The organism is Priestia sp. 10L35 (assembly GCF_056395685.1).
The window spans coordinates 656838-681604 of sequence record NZ_JBFTKA010000002.1; the positions used below are offsets into that span (position 1 = coordinate 656838).

23 protein-coding genes and 1 riboswitch are annotated in these 24767 nt (G+C 39.2%); of the genes, 4 read left to right on the top strand and 19 right to left on the bottom strand.

Annotation, left to right across the window (positions count from 1 at the left end; genetic code table 11):
* Positions 1-47 precede the first annotated feature (47 nt).
* On the bottom strand, positions 48-1547 hold the full coding sequence (locus tag AC1DEF_RS09335; RefSeq protein WP_097823551.1) for a UDP-N-acetylmuramoyl-L-alanyl-D-glutamate--2,6-diaminopimelate ligase: 1500 nt from the start codon (positions 1545-1547) through the stop codon (positions 48-50).
* A gap of 462 nt (positions 1548-2009) precedes the next feature.
* Between AC1DEF_RS09335 and AC1DEF_RS09340 the strand changes: the two genes are divergently transcribed.
* Positions 2010-2618 carry a DNA-3-methyladenine glycosylase gene (locus AC1DEF_RS09340; RefSeq protein WP_477727351.1) on the top strand — a complete coding sequence of 203 codons (609 nt, stop codon included), beginning with the start codon at positions 2010-2012 and terminating at the stop codon, positions 2616-2618.
* Between the two features lie 68 nt (positions 2619-2686).
* On the opposite strand, the gene AC1DEF_RS09345 is transcribed toward AC1DEF_RS09340, so the two are convergent.
* The 5 genes from AC1DEF_RS09345 to AC1DEF_RS09365 all read right to left on the bottom strand — a co-directional run bounded on the left by AC1DEF_RS09345 (position 2687) and on the right by AC1DEF_RS09365 (position 7579).
* Positions 2687-3655 carry a sugar phosphate isomerase/epimerase family protein gene (locus tag AC1DEF_RS09345; protein WP_013082974.1) on the bottom strand — a complete coding sequence of 323 codons (969 nt, stop codon included), beginning with the start codon at positions 3653-3655 and terminating at the stop codon, positions 2687-2689.
* Between the two features lies 1 nt (position 3656).
* Positions 3657-4661 carry a Gfo/Idh/MocA family protein gene (locus AC1DEF_RS09350; RefSeq protein WP_097823554.1) on the bottom strand — a complete coding sequence of 335 codons (1005 nt, stop codon included), beginning with the start codon at positions 4659-4661 and terminating at the stop codon, positions 3657-3659.
* A gap of 12 nt (positions 4662-4673) precedes the next feature.
* Positions 4674-5699, bottom strand: coding sequence for a Gfo/Idh/MocA family protein (locus AC1DEF_RS09355; protein ID WP_043982175.1), 1026 nt, complete (start codon positions 5697-5699; stop codon positions 4674-4676).
* A gap of 32 nt (positions 5700-5731) precedes the next feature.
* The gene (locus AC1DEF_RS09360) at positions 5732-6457 is read right to left on the bottom strand and encodes a ThuA domain-containing protein (RefSeq protein ID WP_013056851.1); all 726 of its coding nucleotides are present in this window, start codon (positions 6455-6457) and stop codon (positions 5732-5734) included.
* A gap of 90 nt (positions 6458-6547) precedes the next feature.
* Entirely contained in the window at positions 6548-7579 is a 1032-nt protein-coding gene (locus AC1DEF_RS09365; RefSeq protein WP_016763945.1) for a LacI family DNA-binding transcriptional regulator, read from the bottom strand.
* 250 nt (positions 7580-7829) lie between these two features.
* Here AC1DEF_RS09365 and AC1DEF_RS09370 point away from each other — a divergent pair, with 250 nt between their 5' ends.
* Positions 7830-8405 carry a cell wall hydrolase gene (locus tag AC1DEF_RS09370; protein ID WP_097823555.1) on the top strand — a complete coding sequence of 192 codons (576 nt, stop codon included), beginning with the start codon at positions 7830-7832 and terminating at the stop codon, positions 8403-8405.
* A gap of 31 nt (positions 8406-8436) precedes the next feature.
* On the opposite strand, the gene AC1DEF_RS09375 is transcribed toward AC1DEF_RS09370, so the two are convergent.
* The 3 genes from AC1DEF_RS09375 to AC1DEF_RS09385 all read right to left on the bottom strand — a co-directional run bounded on the left by AC1DEF_RS09375 (position 8437) and on the right by AC1DEF_RS09385 (position 11180).
* A complete protein-coding gene (locus AC1DEF_RS09375; RefSeq protein ID WP_071274965.1) occupies positions 8437-9771 on the bottom strand; it encodes a sodium-dependent transporter in 1335 nt (444 codons plus the stop codon).
* Positions 9772-9947: 176 nt separating this feature from the next.
* Positions 9948-10130 carry a hypothetical protein gene (locus tag AC1DEF_RS09380; protein WP_013056847.1) on the bottom strand — a complete coding sequence of 61 codons (183 nt, stop codon included), beginning with the start codon at positions 10128-10130 and terminating at the stop codon, positions 9948-9950.
* A 303-nt stretch (positions 10131-10433) separates the two neighbouring features.
* On the bottom strand, positions 10434-11180 hold the full coding sequence (locus tag AC1DEF_RS09385; protein ID WP_097823556.1) for a TspO/MBR family protein: 747 nt from the start codon (positions 11178-11180) through the stop codon (positions 10434-10436).
* Between the two features lie 226 nt (positions 11181-11406).
* A riboswitch (TPP riboswitch) is annotated at positions 11407-11504 on the top strand.
* Between the two features lie 94 nt (positions 11505-11598).
* Between AC1DEF_RS09385 and tenA the strand changes: the two genes are divergently transcribed.
* A complete protein-coding gene (tenA, locus tag AC1DEF_RS09390) occupies positions 11599-12288 on the top strand; it encodes a thiaminase II (RefSeq protein ID WP_013056845.1) in 690 nt (229 codons plus the stop codon).
* Positions 12289-12316: 28 nt separating this feature from the next.
* Here tenA and AC1DEF_RS09395 read toward each other — a convergent pair whose 3' ends face one another.
* Genes AC1DEF_RS09395 through AC1DEF_RS09405 form a run of 3 tightly spaced genes read right to left on the bottom strand, consistent with a single transcriptional unit; the run spans position 12317 to position 14825 of the window.
* Positions 12317-13717, bottom strand: coding sequence for an aldehyde dehydrogenase (locus AC1DEF_RS09395; protein WP_097823557.1), 1401 nt, complete (start codon positions 13715-13717; stop codon positions 12317-12319).
* A gap of 13 nt (positions 13718-13730) precedes the next feature.
* Positions 13731-14033, bottom strand: a complete 303-nt coding sequence (locus AC1DEF_RS09400) for an ArsR/SmtB family transcription factor (protein ID WP_025752152.1) — start codon at positions 14031-14033, stop codon at positions 13731-13733.
* 12 nt (positions 14034-14045) lie between these two features.
* A complete protein-coding gene (locus AC1DEF_RS09405; protein WP_097823558.1) occupies positions 14046-14825 on the bottom strand; it encodes an SDR family NAD(P)-dependent oxidoreductase in 780 nt (259 codons plus the stop codon).
* Positions 14826-15133: 308 nt separating this feature from the next.
* Here AC1DEF_RS09405 and AC1DEF_RS09410 point away from each other — a divergent pair, with 308 nt between their 5' ends.
* Positions 15134-16366, top strand: coding sequence for a helix-turn-helix domain-containing protein (locus AC1DEF_RS09410; RefSeq protein ID WP_097823559.1), 1233 nt, complete (start codon positions 15134-15136; stop codon positions 16364-16366).
* A 74-nt stretch (positions 16367-16440) separates the two neighbouring features.
* Here the strand turns inward: AC1DEF_RS09410 and AC1DEF_RS09415 are convergent, their stop codons facing one another.
* The 7 genes from AC1DEF_RS09415 to AC1DEF_RS09445 form a co-directional block, all read right to left on the bottom strand.
* Complete coding sequence (locus AC1DEF_RS09415) at positions 16441-17928, bottom strand: FAD-dependent oxidoreductase (protein ID WP_318331288.1); 1488 nt, start codon at positions 17926-17928, stop codon at positions 16441-16443.
* 116 nt (positions 17929-18044) lie between these two features.
* On the bottom strand, positions 18045-18635 hold the full coding sequence (locus tag AC1DEF_RS09420) for a superoxide dismutase family protein (protein WP_025752148.1): 591 nt from the start codon (positions 18633-18635) through the stop codon (positions 18045-18047).
* Between the two features lie 188 nt (positions 18636-18823).
* A complete protein-coding gene (locus tag AC1DEF_RS09425; RefSeq protein ID WP_477727352.1) occupies positions 18824-19309 on the bottom strand; it encodes a YusW family protein in 486 nt (161 codons plus the stop codon).
* A gap of 116 nt (positions 19310-19425) precedes the next feature.
* Positions 19426-20808 carry an aspartate kinase gene (locus AC1DEF_RS09430; protein ID WP_043982160.1) on the bottom strand — a complete coding sequence of 461 codons (1383 nt, stop codon included), beginning with the start codon at positions 20806-20808 and terminating at the stop codon, positions 19426-19428.
* A gap of 195 nt (positions 20809-21003) precedes the next feature.
* The gene (locus tag AC1DEF_RS09435; protein WP_477727353.1) at positions 21004-22875 is read right to left on the bottom strand and encodes a PTS fructose transporter subunit IIABC; all 1872 of its coding nucleotides are present in this window, start codon (positions 22873-22875) and stop codon (positions 21004-21006) included.
* A gap of 12 nt (positions 22876-22887) precedes the next feature.
* On the bottom strand, positions 22888-23802 hold the full coding sequence (pfkB, locus tag AC1DEF_RS09440) for a 1-phosphofructokinase (RefSeq protein WP_097823562.1): 915 nt from the start codon (positions 23800-23802) through the stop codon (positions 22888-22890).
* A complete protein-coding gene (locus tag AC1DEF_RS09445; RefSeq protein WP_013056834.1) occupies positions 23799-24551 on the bottom strand; it encodes a DeoR/GlpR family DNA-binding transcription regulator in 753 nt (250 codons plus the stop codon). Before AC1DEF_RS09445 ends, pfkB begins: the two co-directional genes overlap by 4 nt.
* Positions 24552-24767: the final 216 nt, after the last annotated feature.

Here is a 24767-nt window from a genome sequence, read left to right on the forward strand (position 1 = left end):
ATGCTGTTTCAATTTCTCCACGTTCGTGCGATAAATGAAGAAGAGTATTAAGAAATATTGCTTAACGATGCATAATAAGAGGCAATAATCTCTTCATCTGAATGCGGAATTTCGTTGCCTTTTACAAGCTGAGCGCCGTTAATACAGCCGCTTGTAAGTAAAATAATGTCATTCGGCTTTCCTAAAGAAAGCGACTTTAATACTCCTTCTGTTCGAGTAGGGGCACGGTGAATATTACTTGCGCTTGGATTTGAAAAGCCTGTCATTACTTGATCTACAATTACGTTCGGATCATGATGACCTGGATGATCAACAGTTACGACAATTTCATCAGCTTTTCCTTCAATGACACGCGCCATTTTAGGCATTTTATTAAAATCTCGAATGCCAATGCCTGCAATCATGACAATTAGCTGGTTATACTCCATCTTTTTTACTGCTTCTACTAGACGCGTAAGGGCAACAGGCGTATGGGCATAGTCTAAAATCACTTTTTGGTTATTAGGACCTTCTATCACTTGAAAGCGCCCTTCTGGACTTTCCAATTGAGGAAGCACGCTAATAATATCCTCAATGTGGTATTCAAAGTGAAGAGCTGTACCAATGGCTGCTAGCACGTTAGCAATGTTGTAATCGCCATATACAGGCACTGCTACTTTGTATGACTGTCCTTTATACAGTAAATCAAAGAAAGAGCCCCCTTCTTTGACACTAATATTTTTTGCTTGCAGAGTGGCCTCCGCATTATTTAATAAGCTATACGTGACTTTAGGTCCTTTAAATAGCCTGCTTAAGTCTTTACCCATGTCCTGATCATCTATATTAATAACGGCATGTTTTGCCTGCTGAAATAATTTCATCTTGCACTTTTTATAGTGTTCAAACGTTTTATGATACTCTAAATGCTCTTCTGAAAGATTTGTGTGAATGGCTACATCAAAATAAATATTTTCTACTCGCTGCTGATCAATCGCAATTGAAGATACTTCCATCACTGCCGCTTCATCGCCTCTTGTATACAAATCATAAAAAATTTTATGCAAGTCTATCGATTCAGGTGTTGTAGGGGTACTTTTTTTATAAACTAACTTCTTCTTTGATGACCAAATGCCGGTCGTGCCAATCGATCCTGTCGGCAATTTTAAAAGAGTTAAAAGCGACCTTACGTAAGCTGCTACGGTTGTTTTACCATTTGTACCTGTAACGCCAATTGTCTCAATCTTTTCATCCGTATAATCAAAATACATTTTAGAAAAAGACGCCATTACTTTGCGAACGTCGTCAACAGCTAAAAACGTACAGTGAGAATACTGAGTGCTTAAAAGATGCAGCTCCTCAATGCTTGTCCCAAAGACTGCTACGGCTCCTCTAGCTATAGCTTCTTTAATATATTGATGTCCATCTTCATTTTCACCTTTTATACTAAAAAATACTGATCCGTCGTGAACCTGCTTTGAATGATATGTCAGATGGTTGATCGTTTGAGATGCAGGCCCAAAAATATGTTTAATTGATAAGTTCATTAATGTATCAAAGTGGATGTTCATAGCTATTCCTCACAGTGTATAAATTTTATTTTTAATATGTTCTAAAATCCCTTAAATACTCTTTGAAGGATATTTTTTCTTTATTTCCATTTATAAAGAACTTTCTACAATTCAATCTTTTTATTTTGCTTTCATGTGTAGAACGAAAATAAAGAAAAGACGGATCACTAATTTTTAAAACTAAAAGCATGTAAAATATGGATGAACTGTGTATATCATACCAGCAACAAATGCGAAGTATTGTAGTAAAATATTCCCCCTATACGTGCAAAACGAAACCATTCTTTAAAATAAAATAATTTCATAGAGTAAGTTGAATCATGATAAATACTTGAACGTGGAGTAAGAAAGATTACTGTATTAATCAGTGCCTTCCTTTGCAAAATAACAAAGAAAAGATCATAATAAAACATGCGCATAACAGCGTGAATGACTCTGTTTTGAAAGGATGGACTACAGCAAATGACGCGTTCTCTTTTAGCGATTGAACCACTTCCTCTTCTATTTTATCAACAGCCTACACTTGAATTAGCTCAGTCGCTGTTAGGATGTCTTCTTGTTCACGAAACGGCAGAAGGAACTGCATCTGGTTTTATTGTAGAAACTGAGGCTTATAAAGGGCCTTTCGACCGAGCAGCTCATAGCTTTAATAACCTGCGCACAAAAAGAACGGAGGTAATGTTCGGTCCTCCTGGTCATGCCTATACGCATACAATGCATACACATTGTTTACTCAATGTTGTAAGCAGCGACATCAATTGTCCAGAAGGCGTCCTCATTCGAGCTATTGAGCCATTTAGCGGAAAAAATTTGATGAAAAATAGACGTCGAGGGATGGAAAACGAAACAAATTGGACAAACGGTCCTGGGAAACTAACAAAAGCACTAGGGGTTTCAATGGATTTGTACGGTCATGATTTAACCAGCCCTCCTCTTTATATTGCTCGTGGCTTCACTCCTTCAGAGATTTCCGCCGGACCTCGCGTTGGCATTGATAATTCTGGTGAAGCGAAGGATTACCCTTGGCGCTTTTGGATTGCCAATCACCCGTTTGTATCGAAATTCAGGTGAACAAAAGGCGAATTGATTTATTAACGAAAATAAAAGAAGCACCTCTTTTTAGAGGTGCTTCTTTTTGCTTACGCCCACCACATTTGTGAGGGAGTTTCTTCAATTAATACACTTTGTAAGTTTGTAACCGCGCGTTTAAATCCTTCTTCAATCGACATGATTGGATCTTCATGCTCAATGCTGACTACATAATCGTATCCGTATGTGCGAAGTGCACTCATCATATCAGACCACTCTTTTACATCATGTCCGCACCCTACGGATCTAAACGTCCATGCACGCGTTTGGACTTCTCCGTATGGCTGCATATCCGTCAGGCCATACATATTAATATTATCCTGGTCCAAGTACGTATCCTTTGCATGGAAATGATGAATCGCATTTTCTTTTGCTAAAATTTTAATAGCTCCTACCGGATCAATTCCTTGCCACCATAAATGACTTGGATCAAGGTTAGCGCCAATCGCTGGACTTGTTTTTTCGCGAAGCTTTAGGAGCGTATACGGAGTATGAACTAAAAATCCGCCGTGAAGTTCTAAACCAATTTTCACATTATGCTCCTCCGCTAGTTCTCCAATTTCTTTCCAATAAGGAACAAGCTTATTTTCCCATTGCCAATTCAATACGTCTCCATATTCGTTAGGCCAGGGAGTAACAGGCCAGTTTGGGTACTTCGCTTCTTCGTGATCTCCTGCTGTTCCAGAAAAGCAGTTAACCACTGGAACATCTACTAATGATGCTAGTTGGATGGTCTTGCGAAGCGTTTCGTCAGATTCTTTTGCAAAACTTGCCTCAGGTGAAATAGGATTGCCGTGGCAGCTAAATGCGCTGATTGTAAGTCCGCGGTCTTTTATCTGCTTCATATAGGCTTCTCTTTTTTCTTCATCTTCAAGCAGCTCATCTAGCGGACAATGGCTGTTTCCCGGATAGCCGCCCGTTCCGATTTCAACAGCATGAAGACCTGCTGCTTTTACTTTATCTAACATCTCTTCAAAAGAAAGATCCGCAAATAAGACCGTAAATACTCCAAGTTTCATTTTAATTTCCCCCTGTGCGATATATTTCGTCAATAATAGCTGAGACTTGAAGCGCTTCTTGTGGCTTTACCACTAATTCAGTATTTCCTTTACACGCTTCAACGAAATTTTTAGCCTGACTCAGGCTGTAATCATCTTCTCCATCTATCCAAGGTGACGTACTGTTCATGAGCATACCGTTTTTAGACGTGTATAGTTCAAACGGAAACACGCTTAAACCGCCATCTACCCCTGATATGCTTACGTGCTCTTCATCATCTTCGATATTAGCAGCCCAAGAAGTTTCTAAAAGAAGCGACGCTCCATTTTCAAATTTAATATAGGCCGTTACATGATCATCCACGCTGAATGTTTCATGATCAAATGCTCCCCATTGATTTAATTGGTTAGGCGTTTTACTCAGGTCATTATATGTACTTCCCAGCACTTCAGTATGCTTTGGGTTTCCCATCAGCCAAAGCGTTAAATCAAGCAAATGGCAGCCGTAATCAATTAAGCTGCCTCCTCCTTGAAGATCTTTGTTCGTAAATACCCCCCAACCGGGAACCTTTCGGCGACGCATTGCTCTGACACGTGCAACTAATGGGCGCCCTACCTCTGTCATCATTTTTTTCGCTGCCTGCGCTTCTTTCATGAATCGGTAATGATACGCAATCGCTAACTGCTTACCTGATTCTCTAGCAGCAGCAAGCATTTCTTCACCTTGCTCTTTAGACATCGCCATTGGCTTTTCACATATGACGTGAACGCCTGCTTTTAGCGCTTCTACTGCAAACTCGGCGTGAAATTTATTCGGTGTACAAATACATACAGCATCCACTTCTTTAAACATATCTTTGTAATCAACAAATACGTGAGGGATATTATGCTCATTGGCTACCTCTGTGGCTCTTTCACTATTAATATCGCTAAGCCCCCAAATCACACATTCATCACCCAGTTGTTTGAATGCTGGGATATGCCTGCTTACAGCAATCCCTCCTGCTCCGATTATGCCAATTCTCACGTTTTTCACCTCTTACACGCGTGTAATTTGTTTCGTTTGACTTGATTTTAAAGCTGCTAAAATAACAGCAAGTGATTTTAATCCTTCTTCACCAGGAACAGGAGATTCTTTATCTTCTGCAACTGCATCTACAAATTGTTCAATGACGTGAGAATTACTTTGTCCGCCTTCATCGTTCGACTGGATTTTTCCTAATTCATAGTTCACCACTTCACCCGTTGCATATTGTGCAACTAATGAATACGTCGGATCGTCCTCTAAACGAAGAATCCCTTTCTCTCCGTAAACAATCGTGGAGTTATCTTCTTTTCCATTGTAAGCCCAGCTTGCCGCAAGCGTCCCGATAATCCCGCTTTGCGTTTTTAATACGCATACAGCATTGTCGTCTACATTTGCAAAGTCTTTTGCATTGCTTTCTACAAATGCACCGACTTCTACAATTTCTTCATTCAATATGTAGCGGAGCATATCGGTTTTGTGAACGCCTAAATCCCCCATAGCCCCAATAAACGCTTCGTCTTTTTTGAAGAACCAGCTGTCTTTTCCGTCCACGCTCCAACCTTCAGGACCGCCGTGGCCAAATGCCGTACGGAAACTGTAAATTTTACCGATTTCCCCTTTTTCAATAAGTTCACGAGCTTTTTGATGAGAAGCTACAAAACGCTGATTATGTCCGATCATTAGTTTTTTACCGTTTGTTTTTGCTGCTTCAATCATTGCTTTCGCTTCTTCTTCTGATGTTGCCATCGGCTTTTCACACAGGACATGAACTCCGCTGTTTAACGCTGCAACCGAAATAGGCGCATGAAGATAGTTGGGCGTACATACGCTCACTGCTTCCACTGTACCGCTTGCTAAAAGTTCTTCGTAGTTTGTGTAAGCTTTTACACCGTACTGCTGCGCTACGCTGTTTGCACGTTCTGTGTTTATATCGCAAACGGCTACTAATTCTACTTGTTCATTCATCTTATATTCTGGTAAGTGACGGTGTTGCGCAATGCTTCCGCACCCAATAACGCCAATTTTTACTTTTGCCATCTTTCCTATCCCCTTTGCTTAAGCATTATTAATTAGTTTTTAACAGCGATTGATTCAAGCGGTTGCGCATTGCCGTAAACAGGACGTTTTCTCTCTGCTGGCTTCGCCCATTTAATAGCATTCATAATGACACGCTGAATGTCTTTGTTATGGTATGTTGGATATGTTTCATGTCCAGGTCTGAAATAAAATACTTTTCCGTTTCCGCGTTTGTACGTGCAGCCGCTTCTGAAAATTTCTCCGCCTTCAAACCAGCTCGTGAAAATCAGTTCATCAGGTGCTGGAATATCAAAGTGCTCTCCATACATTTCTTCGCGCTCAAGCTCGATAAATTCACCAATACCTTCCACAATCGGATGGCTCGGTTCTACTACCCACAAGCGCTCTTTTTCATCTGCTTCACGCCATTTTAAGTCGCAGCTTGTGCCCATTAACGTTTTAAAAATTTTAGAAAAGTGACCTGAGTGCAAGACAATAAGCCCCATACCGTCTAGCACGCGCTGCTTTACTTTCTCAACGATGTCATCTTTCACTTCGTCATGTGCTAAATGACCCCACCATACTAAAACATCCGTTTGATTTAATACTTCTTCAGTCAACCCGTGTTCTACTTCGTCTAATGTTGCGGTGTGTGTACGAAACCCTCCTTCTTCTAAAAAAGAAGCGATGGCACCGTGAATGCCTTCAGGGTAAATTTCTCTTACAACCGGATTTTTCTGTTCATGACGATTTTCATTCCATACTGTAACATTAATCATTTTCATATCCCCTTTTTTTTGTGAATGCTAACTTATATCCCCTTTTTTCATAAATGCTAAACTTTGGTTAACCGGTTAACTTACTGCGGTTCACCCGCGCTTAGCAGTCGAATCCCGAATAATAAGTTCAACCGATAATTTCACATGCTGCAGCGTGCTGAAACGGTGTTCAATTGCTTGAATAACCGACGTCGCAGCTACGACTCCTTTGTTAAATACATCTTGACGAATGGTTGTTAAACTGGGAGATGCATAGCTACTAAACGTTATGTCATCAAACCCTACGATTGAGTAGTCCTGCGGAATTTTTTTCCCCTTTTCTTGCAGTGCTTTCATAATTCCAAGCGCCAGCGTATCAGAGGAAGCAAAAACCGCCCGAATATCCTTATGATCTTTCAGCAGCTTGTTCCCTAAATTATAACCGTTATCAAACGAACTTTCGTTCACTTCAAAAACAAACGTCTTTGATGGCGTAATGCCTGCTTCTTTTAATGCTTTCTCATAGCCTATATACCTCTTTTTATCCACTGGACTATTGACGAGGTGATGAGCAACAAAGGCAATTTCTTTGTGCCCCAAATTCACTAAATGTGTTGTAGCTAGATATCCTCCATACTCATCGTCTACAGAAATATGATGATAATCACGTTCGTACCTTTCATATGTATCTACTAGCACAATCGGATTCGATAACGCTTTCATTTTCTCATACAATCGATGCGGGAAGGCTCCTAAAAACAGAAGACCATCAATATTTCTCGTTCGAATCCATTTTAGACAATCAGCTGGGCTACTCGCTCCAGATATGACTAGATCATAACCATGCTTACGGATTACATATTCAATTCCACTAATCATTTCACTGTAATAATGGTTATCTTTAAATATAGTAGAAAGTGAATCATCTGTAAGCGGGAACATAACGCCAATCATATTTGACTTTTGTTTTGAAAGACTAACGGCGGTTAAATTTGGTTCGTAGTTTAATTCTTTTACCGCTGTTAAAATTCGCTCTTTTGTTTCATCGGATACTTTGTTAATTCCGTTTAAGACGTAAGATACTGAAGCTGCAGATACCCCTGCATGCTTCGCTACATCACGAATCGTTATCTTTTCTCCCATAAAATCTCTCCAGTTAAACGGTTAACTATTTACTCGTTCATTATAATTCACTCCTTTATTATCAGTCAACGTATTTTTCAAATTATCTGTTAACTATTATAATATCTTCCTAGATTGGTATGTTTTAAGCAGTGACAAGATGTATTGACACCTGTTAATCTTTGAAACGTACATATAAAGTTCGGTGCACAGCACGCACCGATCCGTGATAAAAGGGGCGTTCAAAAGGATTTCAGGAGGTACTTACTTTATGTTTAAGAAACTAGCAATTATTGGAGCACTGGCAGTTCCTATGTTCGGCATGAGTCACGGGGCAAATGCCGCTGAAACAACTCATCGCGTAAAAACCGGAGAGACTCTTTACAAGATTGGCACTGAATACGGCGTTACGGTTAAACAGTTAAAAGAAGCGAATCACAAATCTACGGACTCTATTAATGCAAATGAAACACTAACAATCCCTAACTCTATTAGCGAAAGTGATAAAGAATTGTTAGCTCGCCTTGTACAAGCTGAAGCAAAAGGCGAACCTTACGCTGGCAAAGTGGCTGTAGCAACAGTTGTCTTAAATCGCGTGGATAGCGATTCTTTCCCAAACTCTATTCATGATGTCATTTATCAAGGTACACAGTTTACACCTGTACAAAACGGTGAAATTAATAAAGCAGCTGATGCTGAAGCAAAAAAAGCTGTAAATGAAGCACTAGCTTTTAGAGGTCAAGGAAAAGGTTCATTATTCTTCTTTAATCCAGATAAAACAAGCGACCAATGGCTTCGTCAAAAACAGGTTACGATCACAATCGGAAATCACGTTTTTGCAAAATAAACAAAAAAAGCACTCAGATGAGTGCTTTTTTTTAATATGCAACAAGTAAGCTTAATAAAACAGCTATAATAATAATAGGCAATACGTATTTAACTAGAAAGAACCATGCGTTGAATAATTTAGCGCCTTTTGTACTTCCTGAAATAAACTCTTCATACACGGCTTCTTTTTTCATTTTAAATGTCACAAAAATCGCAATGGCTAAACTTCCCAGAGGCAGCATTAAGTTGCTCACAAAAAAGTCAGCTACGTCAAATATACTTCTGCCAAAAAGTGAGACATGTTTTAGTACACCAAACGAAAGCGCTGATGGGATACCTACCACAAACACAAGAATCCCTGATAAAGAAGCGTAGCGAGTTCGTTTTGTCTGATCGTCTTTGGTTAAAGCAGCTACGATAATTTCCAGCAGTGAGAAAGCAGACGTAAGCGTAGCAAATAGAAATAAAATTAAAAACAGTGCTAAAAAGACGGTACCAAACGGCATTTTCTCAAATACTGTTGGCAAGACCACAAACAAAAGTCCAGGTCCTTCAGTTGGCTTTAATCCAAATGAAAAAACGGCTGGGAAAATAGCCAAGCCCGCCAGCAGCGAAACAAACAAGTTCAAAATAGCAATAGTCCCAGCTGAACGCGTCAAGCTTACTTTTTTCCCTAAATAAGAGCTATATGTCACCATGCAGGATAATCCCACGCAAAGCGAGAAAAACGACTGACCGAGCGCATAGAGAACAGATGACCCTGTAATGGCTGAAAAATCCGGTTTCAAAAAGAACTTTACTCCGTCCATTGCTCCGTCTAATGTTAAAGAACGCACCACGATAATGATAAAACAAATAAATAACAGCGGCATCATGTATTTATTAGCACGCTCTATTCCTTTTTGTACACCTTTTGAAATAACAAACACTGTAATTAATAAAAACAGCGCCTGTGCACCTAATACTACATAAGGTTGGCTAATGACGGCATTGAACAACGGACCGTACTCTTTTCCGCTTAGCATACCGGTTACGCTCATAATCGTATATAAAATCACCCAGCCGCCAACGACGCTGTAAAAGGAAAGCAAAACGACACAGCTTAGTACTCCCAGCCTGCCAATCCATACCCAAGCGGATTTTGGAGCAATTGCCTTATAAGCACTAATCGCTTCTTTCCCCGTATGTCTTCCAATGATAAATTCTGCCAACAGAAGCGGCAATCCAATAAAAATCGTAAATAAAATAAACAACGCAAAAAACGCTCCACCGCCACTGGTTCCCGTTACGTATGGAAACTTCCATATCGCTCCTAGACCAATTGCTGCCCCAGCAGATGCTAAAATAAAACCGAGGCGTGAAGACCACTGATTTCCTTTACTCATATAATGTTACTCTCTCCTCTTCTAAACTCAAAACTCACCTGATTAGTACTGTACCATAAATGCAGAAGAAAATCATTCCCGTTTTACTTTTTTCTATAAAACGATATCTATATAGAATAGAAAAAATGAAGAAGCAGCTGCTTCTTCATTTTAAGGTTGGTGTTTCTATTCAAAATTTATTCTCTGTACGAGGATTCATCTCCACGGTAGGCTTCTTGATTTGAAATTTCTTCAATATGCATATGCCCTTCTCTCTCTAAACGAAGGACCGTACGCTCTGCATCTTCATAACTCTCGCACGTCACTTGTTTATATTCCATATCATCTTTATCCGTGTAAGCGACTAAATATGTTTCCATTTTAACTCCTCCTAATATAACCTGTATGTAACGTATGTTGCCTTTTTCGTTTATTTCTAAACATATAGGCTCCAAACATAAAGCCTAGCATACTATAATAGCGGAACTTCAATTTAAAAAAGTTGAATTTTTCATTATGCACCGATGCAACATGGAGGTTACACTTATGACATTTATTTTATCATTCGTACCAATTGTTGTTCCTTTTGGTATTTTAATTAGCTTAATTGCTTTTACAGCTGCTTTTTTACAATCAAAAGAGCATCATAAAAAGCTCTAGCTTACAAAAGCTAGAGCTTCTTTTTAAAAACGTCTATAGCGTTTAATCAATCCCACAATAATGGTAATTGCTAATAAAACAACTGAAATGATGACAGTAATGACAATTGGCTGATTTCCACTTTGCTTCACTGCAATGGCAATATAAGCCCAAATAAAAACAAGCGGATAAACAGCGTCTCGGTTTTTTAATGTAAACATGATGCCCAGCACAGCTCCTACCAGCAGCATAATAATCGTCCATGCTAACTCGTTTAAGCCAAGCAAGTGCTGTATTCCATTTGCTTGAAATACGACAAACACATTGACAATAGTCGCAACAGAAATCCATCCAAGATAAAGCGAAATCGGCAGACGCATAAACCATGTTGTCATTCGAGAATGCTGAATAATGGAATACACAATCATTAATGTGCCTAGAATAAAGAGCATAACTAAAAGAGATAACTTATAGTAATCGTTTTGGAAAATAAAGATCCACGCACTATTTAACAAACAGTTTAGAAAAAACCAAATGCCGATACGTGCATATATTTCCTTTTGATCTTCTCTTGCAAAAAATTGGCGTATAACCCAAATGGTTAATAATAAATAAATAACGCCCCAGATAGCAAAAGCATAACCCGCTGGTGTAAACAACGTAGGAACTTGCGCAGAAGCTTCTCCCGTTGTTTTGCCTCCTATTGGAATGGCATTTGCTAAATAATTCACAAGCAGTGTAATAGCCAAGCCTACTGTATTTAATACAGCATACAAACGAAATTTCGCCATTTTGTTCTCTCCTTTCTTCTATTTATATGGGAGTGTTTCGGAGACGAAAACGGCTCTTCCCTTCATTAATACCTCTTCTTCCCTAAAAATATGCATTTTTAAACAAAAATGATTAAAAATAGCTTTAAGAAATTTCCTCTTTAAGAAAGAAAAGCGGTTAGCACACAATTTCCCATAACGCTTTCTATTTTTCAGAATATATGGTAAGTTAAACTTAGATTAATAGGAAGTCCACTAGGGGTGCCACCGGCTGAGACAAGTTTTCTTGATCCCTTTGAACCTGATCTGGCTCATACCAGCGTAGGAAAGTGGCAATGTTCAGTTTTTACTGTCCTTTGCCACTCCGTTTATAAACGGAGTGTTTTTTATTTCCTTTATGTGCTTGTTTGTGACTTCCTCATATTAAAGGAGGATTTTGATGTCATTTTCATCTCAATTAAGACAAGAAGCAAACTATATTTACGAAGCCATTTTTAACCATCCTTTTATTAAAGGAATTGCTGAAGGAAACGTGCCAAAAGAAGCGCTTATTCACTACGTTTCTCAAGATTACGAATACTTAACAGCATTTGTTCGCATTTACGGCGCTGCTTTAACAAAATGCCGCACGCGTACCGAAATGGAAGCCTTTAATGCCGGCATTTCTACGGTATTACATAGTGAAGTACACCCTCACAATAATTTTTGTGAAGTAGCAGGCGTACGTTATGAAGACCTTCACACTGAGACGCTTTCACCGACGGCCAGCCACTACATTAACCATATGACAAGTGTTGCGCATACAGGCAGCTTAGCAGAAATCATTGCAGTGCTTCTTCCATGTCCATGGACGTACGTTGAAATTGGCCAGCGCATTACAGAACAAGTAAATCCATCTCCTTCTCATCCTTTTTATGAATGGATTCAGTTTTATAATAATGAAGAAATGAATGGCACAACACAATGGTTTTGTAACAAGCTTGATGAACTCGCCGAACAAGCTACTGAAGAAGAACGTAACCGTATGAAAGATCACTTCATCAAAAGCTGTGAACTGGAGTATTTATTTTGGGAAATGGCATATACCCAAGAAAAATGGCCGCTTTCTCAGCTTTCACTTTCAAAATAACGAAAAAGCCTCCTATCAGGAGGCTCTTTTATTTCAATAGTTTTTTGATCATTTTCAAGCTTTGTTTTTCCGAAGGATAGCGGAATGACAAATCAAACTTGGTTGTTTGAGACAGCATGCTTTTAAAATGAGTGAATGTCTGAAAGCTGTCTTTTCCATGATATTGACCCGTGCCGCTTTCTCCCACTCCGCCAAACGGCAAATATGGCGTAGCGATATGCATAAGCGTATCGTTTATACAGCCTCCTCCAAATGAAAGGCGCTCCGTTATCACGTTTTGCACATCTTCACTTTCTGTAAATAAGTAAAGAGCTAACGGCTTAGCTTTTTCTTGAACTTTATGAATGACTTCGTCTAGTGTTTCATATTCAATCATAGGAAGAATAGGCCCAAAGATTTCTTCTTGCATAACATCTGATGTCCAGCTTACTTCACTTAACACCGTAGGTTCTATTGTTAGCGTGTTTTTATTGTACCCGCCTCCAACTATAGCATTTCCGTCTTTTAAAAACTCAACTAGCCGAGTAAAATGACGCTCACTGACAATACGGCCGTAGCGGTCGCTTTCAAGTGGATTACTACCGTAAAATTGAGAAATTGCTTCGCGAAGTTTCTCTACAAGCTGCGCTTTCACTTTTTTATGCACGAGCAAATAATCAGGAGCAACGCACGTTTGGCCTGCATTCATCCCTTTACCAAACATAATTCGCTTCGCTGCAAGATCTAGGTTTGCGTCTTCATGTACAATGCACGGACTTTTTCCGCCTAGCTCAAGCGTGACTGGAATAAGCTGCTTCCCTGCTTCTTGCATAATAATTTTCCCTACATTTACACTTCCCGTAAAGAAAATATAATCAAGCGGCTGTTTTAAAAGCAGGCTCGTCGTGTCTACAGCGCCTTCAATCACCGTCACAAATGCTGGGTCAAAAGCTTCAGCCAGTAATTCTTGTATAACGCGAGATACGCTAGGCGTTAATTCAGAAGGTTTTATAATCGCCGTGTTTCCAGCGGCAATCGCTCCTACTAAAGGAGACAATGCTAATTGAAACGGATAGTTCCACGGAGCAATAATTAACGCGACTCCATACGGTTCAGGAACAATTTCCCCTTTAGAGCCCACATGTGTTAAAGCGGTTTTTACTTTTTTAGGCTTCATCCATTTTGCTAAATGCTTAAGCGTAAACCGAATCTCCTCTAGTAAAATCCCAATTTCCGACGTGTACGCCTCTACTTCAGATTTATTTAAATCTTGTTTTAAAGCATCCATAATTCTCTGCTCGTTTTGTTTGACTGCGTCTCTTAGCTTATTCAGCGCTTGAATACGGCTGCTGATACTCTTTGTCTTTTGCGCATAGAAATACTGCTTTTGTGTAGAAACAATATGTTCAATGACCGTTTCATCTGTGATATAAAATCGCTCGTGGTTCATCTCTTTCATCTCCTTATAAACATTCGCTTTCAACTGTAGCAAGCAAGTTTTTTAATAGCTCGACTGCCTCATTTAAAGCTAATGAATAATATCTCTGCGTTCCTTTTTGCTCAATTTGCACAAGCTTTTGATCGCGTAGAATTTTTAAATGATGAGAAATTGCCGGTCGTGATAGCGTAGACTCATTTGCAATTTCATTTACGGTTAAAGGCTCTTTTTCCGCGAGCAGCAAAATAATATCTTGTCTTGCTGAATCACTTAGCGCCTGAAAAATAGGAATGCTGGCACGAAATAACTCGACTGCTTTTTGACTCATATAGATTCTCCTTTATTTAATTTCTTGTGTTCTGCGGACAACGGATGTAAGCCACTTTCTTGGCACGAAGCGCGGGATGAACGTAGCGAGACGAAACTGTACTCCTGGTACGATAACCGTCTGCCCTTTCATAAATTTTTTATAGCCAACTTTCGTTACTGTTTCTACATCCATTGCACCGCTTTGAAAAAGCTTGGAGTTGCTTAGCAGGGCTCGGTCGCTAAAACCCGTTTTAGTTGGACCCGGGCATAGAGCACTTACCGTTACATTGGTACCTTTTAATTCATTTTCAAGGGCCTCTGTGAAAGATAATACGTACGCTTTCGTTGCGTAATATACCGTCATAAGTGGACCTGGCATAAATGCAGCAACAGATGCAATGTTTAAAATTTTTCCGCGATTTCTTTTGACCATATCCGGTAAAAATAATTTTGTTAAATGAGTTAATGCTCGAATATTTAAATCAATCATGTTTAACTCTTCATCTAAAGCTGTTTCAATAAATTTGCCGTATAGTCCAAAACCAGCATTGTTCACTAAATAGTCAACGTGCATTTTTTTATTTTTAAGTTCTTCATATAATGACTGTATCTCTTCTTCTCTTGATAAATCCTTAACAACCGTTATGACTTCAATATTATAAGTAGATTTTAAATTCTCTCCAATAGCTGCTAGTTTATCAGCGCTTCTGGCAACTAAAATTACAGGATGCCCATCCTTTGCGAATTGATAAGCTAACTCTTTACCTATTCCTCCCGACGCACCGGTGATGAGCGCATAATGCTGTGACATAGTGTTCACTCCTTACGTTTATATGTTCAAGAACTTAAACACTTAAACTTATCTTATAGGATTCATTTTTTCCCGTCAACTGTTTTCTATACTCTTCTTTTCTTTTGTGTTTTCCATTTTTTCCATTTACGCGTTTCTGTACATTTTTTTACAAAATATGCGTTTTCTTTACATAGAAGGCTAATGTCGTCTAGTTTTGACAACCTTTGTCACCTAGCAGGAAAACAAGTGAAGATATGGTGAATACAACATACAACAAATAATCCATTACATAGTTGGATGAAAATAGATAAGGGAGGAAATGAAAAATGATGGAGACATATACAATTAAAAAAGTAAGTGATCAATTAGAGGTAGAAAAGAAAACGCTAAAACAATGGGAAAAATTATTGGGCAGCTATTTAACAATTGAACGAGTAGATGGAGCCCGTGTCTATACAGAGGAACAAATTGAATTATTTAATGATATTAAACAGCTGTTTGATGAACAATGTACGTTAGATGAAGTCAAAGAATACGTTCAGCTGCTGATAAAAGAACAAGAAGCACAGGAGCATTTAGTGATGGAATCAGAGGCAGCGGTTTCAAAAGAAGAAGAACCGGCACAGTTGAAAACTGCTAAAAAAGAAAACGTCATTGATTTTCAAGAACATTCCAATAAACAAATGAAGCAAGAAAAGAAAAAAGCTGCTGAAAAGCAGGAAAGCATTTCAGAAAATAAGCAGGAGAAGACCCCTCCTATACCTGAAGCACGATTAGCTACTGAAGAAGAAAAGCAGGCTATTTCTGCTTCTATTGAAGAGCCAAAACCAAACGACCTTGTTGTGAATGAAAAAGAACTGCTTCAAGGGGAATTAGTAGAAGCTGTTCGCCGCTATGAAGATGTGTTTGAGGTACTTGATACATTTAAAGCTGATTTGTTAAAAGAAATGCGAGAAGGTATGCGAAATGAAGTTCGCGAAGAAATTGTCGGAGAAGTAAAAAGAGAGCTTGAAAAAAGTGCTACCCAAACTGTAGAAATGGTGGAGTCGGTCGGGGCATACATCTCTGAATCTTCAGAACGCAGTGCAAGAGATGTAGAAAATATGTCTAAAAAAATTATCCGTTCTAACGAAAAATCATTTGATGAAGTCACTTCTTTGATTGAAGATTATTCAACAATTGCTGAAGAGAAAACCGAGGATATGCGCCTGTTCATGAAAGATGTCATGGAGAATGCGGATGAATCCTCTAAAGAAATGCAGTATTTATTAGACCGATTCTCCAGTAATTCCACCGTTGCGATGAATCAAGTAAAATTTATGGTTGAAAAATTAAACAATTCTTCAACTAATACCACAGAAGAGCTTCGTGATTTAATTGATTCAATGAATGAGGAACGAGTCTATTATTTAAAAGAAATGGAGAAAGAACGTAAGCTTCATCGTCAAAGCGTAGCTGAACGCGAAGAGATGTTTAGTGATTTTGTCCAAACCTTTAGACAAACCGCCGCTGCTGATATGAAGCGAAAACGGAAGTGGTGGAAGCTGTTCCTCTCCTGAAAACACCGGCCCTATGGTAATAGGGCCGGTGTTTTTTAATGGTATGAACAATAGTAGTTTGTATGTAAAAAATGTTAAGGTAACGTATGGCGATGAGACGTTATACTTTGAAAAACATGATAGCCGCTTACCGATACGCCTATAGTTCCCGATCCCGGAAACACTGTATCTCCGCATAACCATAGTCCTTGTAAGCCAGATCGATGCGAAATGCTCTTGAACAAGGCATGATCTAACGTTTGCGGAAAGCCTCCCACTCCCCCGTTTGGGCGAGAAGTGAACCTTTCCCATGCTTTAGGAGCTCCCGAAATTTGATGCTCTGCTTTTCCAATGCCAGGGATAATGGTTTTAATGCCTGCTACCATTTTTTTCTCAAGAACTTGTTTTTGAAGGTCATAGGCTTCTTTGTTGCTCCACTTGCTAAGATCAATGTGAGTAGACACTGTAATTGTACGCTTGCCTTCAGGGGCTCGAAAACGATCATCAGGATGAGAGACTGAGATAAATAAATGATTTCCTTCTGTCATTTCCCCTTGTTCGGATTGAAGTACTTGCTGAAACAACTCTACATTTTGCGGCAGATCTCTTTCATCAATCGCAAAATACATCGAAAACGTTCCCCACTGCGGAAGCTCGCTTTTTTCTTTTGCCCGCTTATGAATATGTTGGTAATCTTCATCATGCAGCAAAGACTTTAAGCTTTGAACCGGCGCGTTGCATACAACGTCTGATGCACGGTAACGGTTACCTCTATGATCATGCACGATCCACCCGTCATTATCACGCTCTATCTTTACTACTTTCCTTCCTAGAGTCGTTTTTCCTCCGCTGGCTTTAATCGATTTTTGCAGCGCTTCTGCGACTTTGTATAAGCCGCCATTCACATAAAAAGCTCCTTCGTGATAAATATCTAACGCCAAACACCCAATAAGCATTGAACAGTTCTCGCTCGTTGTCTGCATGCTGTCTATTAATTGACCATCAACAAAATGAAGAAAGTCCGCTTCGTCTAGCAAGCTGTGTTTTTTTAGTAAATAACTAAACGATTGATGAAAATAAGGCAACAGCTTCACAGAACCAACATTCAACGAACTTACTAGCCTGCTCCACTCACCGACTGTCAGAGGAGGAAGAACCGGCAGAGGCTGCATGAGCTTGCGAATTTCTTTTGCAATTCTAAAAACATTTTCATAAAAGCTCCTAATATTTTTTGCTTTATGAGGAAATTGTTTTTGAAGATAGGAAATATGCTGATACCGGTCTTGATAATAAATCAGTGTACGATGAGGAAGATGAACTTTCATGATTTTTTCAAGAGAAACCTTTTCAATTTCTAGGCTAAGGTACGTGCCGATTCGCTCATGTATCCCTCCGTGCTCAAATCCCATTCCAAGCGTCGCCCCAACAGGAAACGTATACAAATGGCGCTGAAATTTCCCTGCACAGCCTCCCCATTCTCGAGAAGCTTCTAAAACCGTCACTTCATAATCATGTTTAGCTAAAAGCGCTCCCGCTGTTAACCCACCTATTCCTCCGCCTATTACAACAACTTGCTTATGCATGTTTTCACCTTCTTTCGTTCTTTCTTTTATTGTGCAAAAAAAAGAAGCTTACCGCAATTTAGAAGCGGCTCGTTACTGAAATAAAAAAGCCGTGAATGATCTCACAGCTTTTTGGCTTATTTTGTAATCACTCCACAAACAATCCGATCTCCTGAGTTTCCTGAAGGATCCGTTGTGTAATCGTCGACTTTATCATGTATCACTAATGCCGATCCATCCATATCCAAAAGAGAATTCGGCTTTCCTTCTTGCAGCGTGACAAGAGAAGCAAAAATTTCTGTATCTACTTTGCCATTTGGAGCAACTTCTAGATTGGGCAAATCACCTGCATGCGGGCCTTTTGTATTTTTAAAGCCGTGTTCACGTTTAAAAGGATTAAAATGGGCACCCGCTGTTTTAAAATCTGGCACCTCACATTTTCCTATTTCATGAATATGAAATCCATGTCTTCCCGGTGAAAGACCTTGAGCAGTTAATTTAATGTGCACGCCGTTCTTTGCTTCTGACAGGGTAGCCTCTCCTACTTTTTTGCCCGATGTATTTGTTAAATCCACTTTAACAGGTTCTACCGATACTTCGCTTGTTTCTTTCGCTTCCTCTGTTTTCAGGTGGTTTTCATGAGCGTTATTTTGCTCTTTTACCATGCTGCATGCTCCTAACAATAACAGAACAAAGACTACGCATCCGTTCATTATCAACTTTTGCATCCGTGATTCCTCCTTTTTCTTATTTATCACCATCCTTTCACTATTTTCCTTTTTTTAGACATCAAAAATAAGATTGAGACATACGTTCACCTTACCAATGAAAAAATCCGAACGAGTTGGATTCTTAATGAAGAACCTCAATTCATCGTTCGGATTTTTCTTCAACTAAAATACTTTGTTTTAACGTCTTACTTCTGTTTAAAGTTGTATTCTTTTTCCGTTCCGTTTGAAAAACGAACTTCTAATTCAAACGACTGAAAATCTTTTTTTAGACCAAACGCATCGATTACTTCCTTTTTTACATCTTCATCGGGCGTGTGCTGATCAAAATTTAACTTTTTAAATTTTGAAGATAATTTATTAAAAGCTTTGTCTCCGTTCAAGTGCTCATCGTTAATATTATTATCCACTTTGGCTTCTATCTCATCATTTTCATTTTCGTAGTCGGCTTCATAATCATTGTTGAGCCCCTTATAGTCTACTTCTAAATCAAATTTTGAAAAGTTGAAAGATGTGTTTTCGCTTTGATTATCATAGCTCATCGGCGTTCCGCCATTCGTCACGCCTTGTTTATTTTGAGCTTCTTTTGCCGGTGCTGCATCATCATTGTGGCATGCTGAAAGTACGCTAATACCTATAAGGGAAAAGAATATGAAAAAGGGTCGTTTCTTCACTGTATTTCCTCCTTTGACTTCACTCTTCCTTCCCTTTATGTCCACAAATCTGATTTTTATACGCCTTCACTAGAAAACCCCGCTCTCTAAAAAGAAAGCGGGGTTTTTCGTCTTGTTTATTTTACATTCGAATAAGAAATACTGTACATGCTGTTAAAATACGTATTGTAAAGAGCTTGAACAGCACGGTCTAAAGCATCTGCTTTCACACCAAACATCATGCTCACCTCAGAAGAACCTTGGTTGATCATTTCAAGATTCACTTCAGCACGAGCAAAAGCTTCTGTAGCTTTTGCAGCAATTCCTACTGTGCTATTCATTCCTTCTCCTACTACCATAACCATAGCAAGATCACGTTCAATAAAGATTTCATCCACTTCAAGTTCTTTTTCAATTCGAGTAAATACACGCTTTTCCACATCTGGCGTAAGCTGATGCTCGCGCATGATGACAGAGATATTATCAATTCCTGAAGGGGTATGCTCGTATGAAATACCTTCATCCTCTAAAATTTCAAGCAATCTTCTGCCAAAACCAATTTCACGGTTTAATAAGTATTTGCTCACGTGGATGTTGCAAAAACCTTTATCCCCAGCGATTCCAACTACCGGCGTATCGCCGTGAGGACGCTCAGCTACAATGAATGTACCCTTTGCTTCAGGATTATTTGTATTCTTTACACATACAGGAATGCCTAGTTTATAAACCGGCTCTAGCGCTTCATCATGGAAGACAGAAAAACCTGCATAGGATAGTTCACGCATTTCTCTGTATGTTACTTCTTTCATTTCATGAGGCTTTTCCACAAGTCTTGGATCTACGCTATAAATAGCATCTACGTCGGTAAAGTTCTCATACAAATCAGCTTTTACTCCCGCTGCTACAATTGAGCCTGTGATATCGGACCCACCGCGCGAGAACGTAACCATGTTTCCTTCTTCAGAGTAGCCAAAGAATCCTGGAATCACCAAAATGCCCGAACGCTCTCTTAGCTGCGGTAATTTTTCATAAGACAGTGGAAGCACTCTTGCTCTTCCGGGTTCATCAGAAACAAAAATACCTGCTTCTTTTGGATTTACATAATGAGCTTCAAAACCTAAATGGTTTAAATAAGCAGCCATTACCTTTGCGTTATTATCTTCTCCACTTGCTTTTAGGCAGTCTAATAAGCGAAATGGATCGTTTTTATGTAAATCAATAAGTGATTGTAAATTCGTAATAATGTCAGTAATAATCGTTTCTGGCATAGACAAGTCCACAACGATTTCACGATAGCGATCAATTACTTGCCCAAACTCATCGACGTAATCTTCTCCAAGCTGTATTTTGGCAGAAAGTGCGATTAGCAAATCTGTCATTTTTGTATCTTCTCCGTATCGCTTGCCCGGAGCTGATACAACCACCAGCTTTCTCTCTTTATCAGACGTTACAATATGCGCAACCTGTTTAAATTTCTCTGCGCTTGCAACTGAACTCCCGCCAAACTTCGCAACCTTCATGTTTGAGACACTTCCTTACTTTGTTTTTAATATTCGATTATTGTACCATATTTTATCAAGTAGAAAAGCTTATCTATCTAACTTTTCTAAAAATTAAAGGAATACTACCGTAATTGTACTCTCATAAAGAACAAATGTCTACCAGAAAAACACAAAAAGACTGATTTTACATCATGTAAAATCAGTCTTTATTTGTTATTCTGCTTTTGGCTTTTTTAATACACCTACAAGGACCGCTGTTACAATTGCACCAATTAAAATTGCTAGTGCATATAAAAGAGGATTTCCTTGTACAATTCCGATAACGAATACGCCGCCGTGTGGTGCTGGTAAACCGATGTGGAACATCATTGTTAAAGCACCTGCTACTGCAGCACCGATAACCGATGCGGGAATCACACGGCCTGGGTCAGCTGCTGCGAATGGAATCGCACCTTCTGTGATAAATGAAAGACCCATTACATAACACGTTTTACCTGTTTCACGCTCTTGGCGAGTAAATTTATTTTTGAACAAAGTTGTCGCAATGGCCATACCTAATGGTGGAACCATACCGCCTGCCATAATCGCTGCGTGTGGTGCATAGTTTCCAGCATCAATCATTGCAATACCAAATGTAAAGGCTGCTTTATTAATAGGACCACCCATATCAATCGCCATCATACCGCCTAAGATAATACCTAATAATACTAAGTTACCTGTACCAAATCCACTTAACCAGTGCGTTAATCCTTTGTTAATCGCACTAACTGGCTCATTTACAACATAAAGCATAATCAATCCTGAGATAAAGATCCCAAATAGCGGATAAAGAAGAACTGGCTTAATCCCATCAAGCGCTTGCGGTAAACCGCTGAATAATTTCTTTAACCCCACTACTACATAACCTGCTAAGAAACCAGCGATTAAACCACCTAAGAAACCGCCTCCGCCAGAAGCTGCTAAAAGACCTGCAACCATACCGGGAGCTAAACCAGGACGATCAGCAATACTCATTGCAATAAACCCTGCTAGTACTGGTACTAGTAAGAAGAATGCATTATCTCCGCCAATTGTTTTTAATGCTGCTGCAAATGCATTGTACGTCGGATCTTTCGGTTCTGCTGAGTGAATGCCAAACATAAATGAAATAGCAATTAAGATCCCGCCCCCTACAACAAACGGAAGCATTGCGGATACACCGCTCATTAGGTGCTTGTAAAACCCTGTACGCTCTGATCCTTTACTTTCTCCGCCTTCTTTGCTGCCACCGCCGCCGCTGTATACAGGAGCGTCTCCTTTTAACGCGCGGTTAATTAATTCTTCAGGCTTGCGAATTCCTTCAGCTACTGGAACTTGAATGACTTTTTTACCTGCAAAACGTTCCATTTCTACTTGCTTGTCCGCTGCAACGATAATAGCGGTAGCGTTTTCAATTTCTTCCTTCGTCAACGCGTTTTTAACCCCGCTGGAACCGTTTGTTTCAACTTTTAGCGTGACATTCATGTCTTTCGCTTTTGCTTTTAAGCTGTCCGCTGCCATATATGTGTGGGCAATTCCCGTTGGACAAGCCGTTACAGCAAGCACTAATTGATCTGAAGCTGTATCTATTTCCTCTTCCGGCGCTTCATTTTCAGTTTCCTTATCATCAATTGCTTTAATGACTTCATCAATTGATGATGCTGTTAGCAACGTTTTTCGGAACGATTCGTCCATTAACAACGTAGACAAACGAGATAATGTTTCTAAGTGAGCATTATTCGCTCCTTCACTGGCTGCAATCATAAAGAATAAGTGTGCAGGCTGTCCGTCTAATGATTCATAATCGATACCTTCTGTTGAGCGTCCAAATGCAATGGCCGGTGTTTTTACCGAGCTTGTTTTCGCATGCGGAATGGCAATGCCTTCTCCAATTCCCGTTGTACTTTGAGATTCACGATTTAAAATTGCTTCTTTATAGCCAGCTCGGTCGCTTAAGCGACCAGCTTCGTCTAATTTTCCAACTAATTCATCAATAACATCAGCTTTTGACGTGCTTTTTAAATCAAGAATGATTGTATCTTTTTTTAATAATTCAGTAATTCTCATTCTCGTTTCCCCCTACTCTACCTTTGTGATTGACACTTGTTCACGAAGCGTCTCTACATCTTCTGCTGTACATAATTCAAGTGAGAATGCTGTGGCACTTCCTGAAGCTACTCCTGTTTGAAAAGCTTCTAATAAATCCCCTTGTTTTACATAAGAAGCAATAAATCCAGCTACAAGTGAATCGCCAGCTCCAACAGAATTTTTTACCGTTCCTTTAGGGACTGTGGCACTGTAGACACCGCTTTCGTTAATAAGCAGTGCTCCATCACCTGCCATAGACACAACGACGTTTTGCGCTCCTTGTTCCACGAGCTTCTTACCGTATACTAGCGCATCTTCTGCACTGTTTACTTCTACATCAAACAATTCTGCAAGTTCATGATGATTCGGTTTGATAAAAAACGGCTTGTGGGACACGACGTCTAGCAAAGTTTTTCCACTTGCATCTACTACAACTTTTACTCCGTTCGCTGCTGCTAGTTCAGTTAACGTTTCATACACAGAACTTGGAAGCGTTTTCGGTATACTCCCTGCTAATACGAAGATATCGCCTTCAGTCATTTGCTTTACTTGAGTCAATAAAGACTGAAGCGCTTCGTCTGTAATAGCAGGTCCTTGACCGTTAATTTCTGTTTCTTTTTCTGTTTTTAACTTTACGTTAATACGGGTATCTCCCTCAACTCTTGTAAAAGCTGTTTCGATATTCTCCGCTTTTAAGTAGTCTTCGATATAGGTTCCTGTAAAGCCGGCTACAAAACCGAGGGCTTTATTATCAACACCTAATCGTTTTAAAACGCGAGAGACGTTAATGCCTTTTCCTCCTGGAAACTTGGCTTCATTCGTTGTGCGGTTAAGCCCGCCTTCTTCGAATGCTGAAACATGTACTACGTAATCAACGGATGGGTTCAACGTACATGTATAAATCATGATTTCACAACCTTTATGTCTGTTTTGTTTGCATACTGTATAAGTACATCGCTAGGTACGTCATTTGTTATAATTTTTGCTTCATGTAAATCGGCTATTTTCGCAAAGCTTGTTTCAAAAAACTTAGTGGAATCTGATAAAATATAAGATTCTCTAGACAGCTTCATTGCCGTTTGCTTGATCAATGCTTCTTCTGGATCAGGAGTTGTATATCCATATTGATGATGAATCCCATTCGCTCCCATAAAGCACTTGTCAAAACGATATTGCTCAAGACTTAAAAGAGCTCCATTGCCAATTAAAGCGCCCGTTTTATGTTTAACAGATCCTCCAATTAAATAGAGGGTGATACCTTGTTCTAGCATCGGGTTTAAATGCATTAAACCATTTGTCACGACAACTACATCTTTTTGCTTTAAAAAAGGAATCATTTCATACGTTGTAGTTCCTGCATCTAAAAAAATACAGTCACCTTCATTTATAATGGAAGCCGCATACTCTGCAATGTTTCGTTTATCTTGAACATTTTTAGCAGATTTTTCGATAACGCTCAGTTCGATTCGTTTACTGCGAATAAGCGAAGCGCCACCATGAACACGTTTGAGCATTTGCTCTTCTTCTAGTTGACTTAAGTCTCTTCTAATGGTTGATTCCGAAGCGCCTGTAACTTCGATAAACTCTTGCACTTTTACAAGTTCTTTCTCTTTTAAAAGTTTTAAGATTAGTTGATGTCTTTCCGGCGTTAACATGTTCTAGCTCCTTTTTCAAAAAAGCGTTTTCATTTATTTCATGTACTTACTTTATCACGGTTTACATTCAAAATCAATCATAAAAAATCAAAAACATTCATTTTTTTAATTACAAAATGAAGTTTTTTGAATGAACAATTAGATTTGCATTTGGTTTAATAATAGTTCATACAAAAGGAAATATGCTGGTAATTCAAGAATTTGTCTACTTTTCTC

What these genes read in the sequence shown, in the direction of transcription:
- pfkB (WP_097823562.1), bottom strand. Translation starts at nt 23,802, where the DNA reads ATGATTTATACATGTACGTTGAACCCATCCGTTGATTACGTAGTACAT.
- AC1DEF_RS09385 (WP_097823556.1), bottom strand. Translation starts at nt 11,180, where the DNA reads ATGGCGAAATTTCGTTTGTATGCTGTATTAAATACAGTAGGCTTGGCT.
- tenA (WP_013056845.1), top strand. Translation starts at nt 11,599, where the DNA reads ATGTCATTTTCATCTCAATTAAGACAAGAAGCAAACTATATTTACGAA.
- AC1DEF_RS09430 (WP_043982160.1), bottom strand. Translation starts at nt 20,808, where the DNA reads ATGAAGGTTGCGAAGTTTGGCGGGAGTTCAGTTGCAAGCGCAGAGAAA.
- AC1DEF_RS09345 (WP_013082974.1), bottom strand. Translation starts at nt 3,655, where the DNA reads ATGAAACTTGGAGTATTTACGGTCTTATTTGCGGATCTTTCTTTTGAA.
- AC1DEF_RS09420 (WP_025752148.1), bottom strand. Translation starts at nt 18,635, where the DNA reads ATGCAAAAGTTGATAATGAACGGATGCGTAGTCTTTGTTCTGTTATTG.
- AC1DEF_RS09405 (WP_097823558.1), bottom strand. Translation starts at nt 14,825, where the DNA reads ATGTCACAGCATTATGCGCTCATCACCGGTGCGTCGGGAGGAATAGGT.
- AC1DEF_RS09355 (WP_043982175.1), bottom strand. Translation starts at nt 5,699, where the DNA reads ATGGCAAAAGTAAAAATTGGCGTTATTGGGTGCGGAAGCATTGCGCAA.
- AC1DEF_RS09340 (WP_477727351.1), top strand. Translation starts at nt 2,010, where the DNA reads ATGACGCGTTCTCTTTTAGCGATTGAACCACTTCCTCTTCTATTTTAT.
- AC1DEF_RS09375 (WP_071274965.1), bottom strand. Translation starts at nt 9,771, where the DNA reads ATGAGTAAAGGAAATCAGTGGTCTTCACGCCTCGGTTTTATTTTAGCA.
- AC1DEF_RS09360 (WP_013056851.1), bottom strand. Translation starts at nt 6,457, where the DNA reads ATGATTAATGTTACAGTATGGAATGAAAATCGTCATGAACAGAAAAAT.
- AC1DEF_RS09335 (WP_097823551.1), bottom strand. Translation starts at nt 1,547, where the DNA reads ATGAACATCCACTTTGATACATTAATGAACTTATCAATTAAACATATT.
- AC1DEF_RS09380 (WP_013056847.1), bottom strand. Translation starts at nt 10,130, where the DNA reads ATGGAAACATATTTAGTCGCTTACACGGATAAAGATGATATGGAATAT.
- AC1DEF_RS09410 (WP_097823559.1), top strand. Translation starts at nt 15,134, where the DNA reads ATGATGGAGACATATACAATTAAAAAAGTAAGTGATCAATTAGAGGTA.
- AC1DEF_RS09370 (WP_097823555.1), top strand. Translation starts at nt 7,830, where the DNA reads ATGTTTAAGAAACTAGCAATTATTGGAGCACTGGCAGTTCCTATGTTC.
- AC1DEF_RS09435 (WP_477727353.1), bottom strand. Translation starts at nt 22,875, where the DNA reads ATGAGAATTACTGAATTATTAAAAAAAGATACAATCATTCTTGATTTA.
- AC1DEF_RS09365 (WP_016763945.1), bottom strand. Translation starts at nt 7,579, where the DNA reads ATGGGAGAAAAGATAACGATTCGTGATGTAGCGAAGCATGCAGGGGTA.
- AC1DEF_RS09415 (WP_318331288.1), bottom strand. Translation starts at nt 17,928, where the DNA reads ATGCATAAGCAAGTTGTTGTAATAGGCGGAGGAATAGGTGGGTTAACA.
- AC1DEF_RS09400 (WP_025752152.1), bottom strand. Translation starts at nt 14,033, where the DNA reads ATGAGTCAAAAAGCAGTCGAGTTATTTCGTGCCAGCATTCCTATTTTT.
- AC1DEF_RS09445 (WP_013056834.1), bottom strand. Translation starts at nt 24,551, where the DNA reads ATGTTAACGCCGGAAAGACATCAACTAATCTTAAAACTTTTAAAAGAG.
- AC1DEF_RS09395 (WP_097823557.1), bottom strand. Translation starts at nt 13,717, where the DNA reads ATGAACCACGAGCGATTTTATATCACAGATGAAACGGTCATTGAACAT.